This is a genomic window from Oleiagrimonas sp. (assembly GCF_027858935.1).
Lineage (GTDB): Bacteria > Pseudomonadota > Gammaproteobacteria > Xanthomonadales > Rhodanobacteraceae > Oleiagrimonas.
The window spans coordinates 1-4,091 of sequence record NZ_JAQIBU010000044.1; the positions used below are offsets into that span (position 1 = coordinate 1).

Here is a 4,091-nt window from a genome sequence, read left to right on the forward strand (position 1 = left end):
CGGGCTGCCGCCGGGGCGGATGTGGCCGTGGTTTTCGTGCATCAGTGGGAGGCCGAATCGTTCGACCGCCCGACCCTGGCCTTGCCGGGCAATCAGGACGCGCTGGTGGCGGCCGTGGCCGCTGCCAATCCACATACCGTGGTGGTACTGGAAAATGGCGGGCCGGTGGCGATGCCCTGGCTGCACAAGGTGGGTGCGGTGCTGGAAGCATGGTATCCCGGTGCCGGGGGTGGGCCGGCGATTGCAGGCCTGCTGTTCGGCAAGGCGGATCCTTCCGGTCATCTGCCCCTGACCTGGCCCGCACGGCTCGCGCAACTGCCGCGGCCGAAGTTGCCCGGTGCATCCGGTCCTGCGCAAGCCGGAAGCCATGGTCCACTGCCCACCAAGGTGGACTACAACATCGAAGGTGCCGATGTGGGCTACCGCTGGTACCAGAAGCATGACCTCAAGCCACTATTCCCGTTTGGTTTCGGCCTGAGCTACACGCAATTCGCTTACACCCATCTGCATGCCCATGTGAGTGGGTCGGGGCACAATACACGCCTTGTGGTTGATTTCGACGTGCGCAATACAGGCAAGCGGTCTGGAGATGCCGTGCCGCAGATCTATGCAGCGCCTCCAAGAGGAGACACCACACGGCGCCTGGTGGGCTGGACCCGGTTGCACCTCGCTCCGGGGCAGAGCCGACATATCCAGTTGGCGCTGGCAACGCGTCCGCTGGCGCATTACGACGCGCATCGGGATCAGTGGCGTTTCGATGCCGGGCGTTATCCCTTGAGCCTGGCGCACGACGCAACACACATCGATGCACATACCGTGATTCGACTGCCATCGTCGATGCCGCTTCGCGTAAACCAGTAGCAGCAGATAAGGGTGTAACCCATTGACCATGAGCCACGCCCAGCTGGGCGTGGCTCATGGTCGCCGCGTGGGTTAATCCGCACTCAGGCGTCTGGAGAATCCGAACCGCGGCGCATATGATCGAGACGTGGCTGGCGGTCGCCGCCGGCCAACAGATACGGGAGCATGCCCTGGAAACTGTGTGGCTCGATGTCCAGAGCGGCCAGGCCATTGACCTTGCCCACAGACGCTGTACGCAGCGACTTGAAATTGTCCAGGGTGAACGGCTTGCCCGGCAGCATGCCGGCCACGCGGGCCTGCAGCTGGCCAAGGACATCGGGAAGGCCGATAACCGCGCGGCGCAGGCCCGCTGTTTCGGCGATCATGCGCACGATCTTCTGCAAGGTGTAGGTATCGGCGCCGTACAGCTCGAAGCAGCGGTTGTCGCTGGCGTGGGATGCGGACACGCAACGGGCCATGGCCTCGGCGACGTCGCCGGCGTAAACGGGCGCCATCAGGGCCTGCGGTCGTGCCAGGGGTAATACCGGTGCCTTTCGCAACAGGTCATGAAAGCGCGTGACCAGACCATCGCCCAGGCCATAGATGACACTGGGCTGGTAGAGCGTCCAGGTCAGGTCCGAGCTGCGTACTGCAGCTTCGGCTTCGCCGCGCGACTTGAGGTAATCGGACAGGCCCTGGCCGGCCTTGAGCGAACTCATCTGGTGCACACGCGTGACGCCGGCCTCATGGCAGGCAGCGATGACCTTGCGGGTCAGTGCCACATGGACGTGGGCGAAGCTCTGGTCGCCGTGTTCATTGAGAATGCCGACCAGATTGATCACTGCATCAGCGCCACGGAAGTGTTCGACAAGCACGGAGGGCTCGTGCACCGCGGCACTGCGAACTGTCACGTTGGGCAGCACGGCCAGATCGCGGTGCTTTTCCCGATTGCGTGATAGCAGGGTCAGGTGATGGCCATCGGCGGCCAGGCGAGGCACCAGATAACGGCCCACGAAGCCTGTGGCGCCCAATAGGGTCAGCTGCAATGTTTTCATGGTCGATCCCCTGCATCCTGCATCATTTGTGCATGTCCTGTGTACGGTACGACGTCACGGGGTGGATGTCGGTGCCGTGGCACCGGTATCCGGAAATGCGCAGCGCACCGGTTTTCGCGGCGTGTCGGAGTCGGGCGGCGCATAGGCGGCCCCGAAGCGCGGCATGCGTTTGCTGAGCGACAGTGTGCGCTGGTGCAGCCTCCAGTCATAGACCACGCTGTAGGTCATCACCCGGGCCACGTATTCACGCGTCTCATGGTAGGGAATGGTGGCCACGAACAGGTCCGGCGGCAGCGCGCCGCGCGCATCCAGCCACTGGTCCACCTGCACGGGTCCGGCATTGTAGGCTGCAGTGGCCAGCCACGGCGCACCGTCATAGCGTGTGGCCATGCGATGCAGGTAATGCGTGCCCAGGGCCACGTTGAGGCGCGCGTTGTAGAGATTTTCCGGTTGCTGGTAGGGCAGGTTCAGCGCACGGGCCATGCGCCGGGCGGTGCGTGGAACCAGCTGCATCAGGCCATAGGCATCGGCGCCGGAGTGGGCGTCGGATTGCCAGGCGCTCTCGGCGCGGATGATGGCGTAGGCCCAGGCCGGGTCGATATGTGCGTCGAGTGACTGTGCCGTTACGTTGTCCTGAGGTACCAATGGGAAGCGCTGGGTATAAAAGTGCAGTCCCGGACCGTAGCTGAATTCGCTTATGGCGCGGTGGTACCAGCCCCGCTTCCAGGCCAGCATGCCGGCCAGTTGCAGGGTACGTGCATCCGCCCCTTGCAGTGCCATGGACCATTCGCGTCGCGCCGGAGCAGGAAGATCAACCGCAAACAGCTCGAAGGCGCGATCCAGACCCGGACGCTTCAACAGTGCCTTTTCCGCGGAAGGGTTGTCGCTCGGGTGTACGGGGCAGATCGAGTAGGGCTGATGCAGGCGGTCGGCCGCGAGGAAGCCAAAATAGGACGTCTCCCTGGCCAGTGCTGCGTAGATGTCGTGCGCTGCGCTGCGCTGACCCAGGTGGGCCAGCGCGCGGGCATGGAAATAGCGCCATTCGTCATCCTCGCGCTGTGCCTTTGGCATTGCGTTCCAGGCGCGAAGCACCGCGGGCCAGTCACGACGCGCGAGCGCCACGCGCAGGCGCCAGCCACGGGTGGCTGGCGATTGTGCAGCATCGGGCAGGGCGCGCAGTTTGGCGATGGCGTCGGTCGTGAAGTTGGTGGCCCGGAACAGGGCCAGGTCATGTTCGATGCGATCACGCTGGTCGCGGGTGAAATGCAGTCGGTGACGCAGGCGCGTCCATGCCTGCTCGGCGCTGGCGCTGTCCTTGCGGGACAGTCCGCGCAGCGCGATGGCCGCAGCGGCACGATTGCGCGGATGGTCCGGCCAGTGCATGGCATCCTGCACGGCGAGGGCGGGTTCACGCAGCGCCAGTGCCAGGTGTTGCGCGCGGATGGCGTCAAGGCCGTGCAGCCACTTCGCCATGGCTGCAACTGTGCCACCACGACCGCTGTCAACGGCCGTATCGATACGCATCCAGATCCGCTTGCGATCAAGCAGACCGTGGTTGTGGGCCCAATCCAGGACCGGGTCGCAGTCGCTGGGCAGCGACGGCTTGCGCCAAAGCGGCGCCAGGTCCCGGTCAAAGGTCAGTGCGGAGCCGGAGGCCAGTCTGGCCGTCAGTGCATTGCAGGCCAGGGCGTTGCCAAGACCCGGATGGTAGAGAAGGGCAAACCCCTTCCAGTCCCTGCGCCGCGCCAGTTCGTGCAGGAAATTGCGTTGCAGTTCTTGCCCGGGCGGCAACTGCGGCCAGCGCGCCAGGTAGGCCTGTACCTGGGCCAGGGAGACTTTGCTCAGGTCATGCTCAAGCGCGGCCGCCGGAAGGTAGGGATAGAGTGCATATCCCGTCAGACCGCGGGCGGCCTGTTTCCATCCGCTGTCGCCTTTTTTGGCCAGCGCGTAGGCCTTGATGAATTGTGCCCGTTGCGCCGTGATCGCCGGCGCAGGGGCCGTTGTTGCAGAGGAGGCGCACAGCGGAAACGCCAGTATGGCAAGGAGCAGCCATGAGCTTCGGAACATCTTCCGGGGCCTGCAGGTGAAATGAAATTCCATCGAAAAGTTCGTCCTTGAAACGTCCGGTGCAGCTCAGTGGGGGCCCAGCGAGACCGGCAAGTGCACTTCGGCAGCCAGGGGCAGGTGGTCGGAAAA

The 4,091-nt window shown here is 64.5% G+C and carries 3 protein-coding genes; 1 reads left to right on the forward strand and 2 read right to left on the reverse strand.

From position 1 onward, the window contains the following. The coding region (locus tag PF446_RS01585) for a glycoside hydrolase family 3 C-terminal domain-containing protein (RefSeq protein WP_298069028.1) at positions 1–861 on the forward strand (861 nt) is incomplete at its 5' end. Between the two features lie 83 nt (positions 862–944). On the opposite strand, the gene PF446_RS01590 is transcribed toward PF446_RS01585, so the two are convergent. Next, a complete protein-coding gene (locus PF446_RS01590; protein WP_298069030.1) occupies positions 945–1,895 on the reverse strand; it encodes a complex I NDUFA9 subunit family protein in 951 nt (316 codons plus the stop codon). Between the two features lie 54 nt (positions 1,896–1,949). Beyond that, positions 1,950–3,962, reverse strand: a complete 2,013-nt coding sequence (locus tag PF446_RS01595; RefSeq protein WP_298069031.1) for a transglycosylase SLT domain-containing protein — start codon at positions 3,960–3,962, stop codon at positions 1,950–1,952. Positions 3,963–4,091 lie beyond the last annotated feature (129 nt).

Bases quoted from the DNA above. Each gene is read 5' to 3' on its own strand.
- PF446_RS01590 (WP_298069030.1), bottom strand. From the start codon at position 1,895: ATGAAAACATTGCAGCTGACCCTATTGGGCGCCACAGGCTTCGTGGGC.
- PF446_RS01595 (WP_298069031.1), bottom strand. From the start codon at position 3,962: ATGTTCCGAAGCTCATGGCTGCTCCTTGCCATACTGGCGTTTCCGCTG.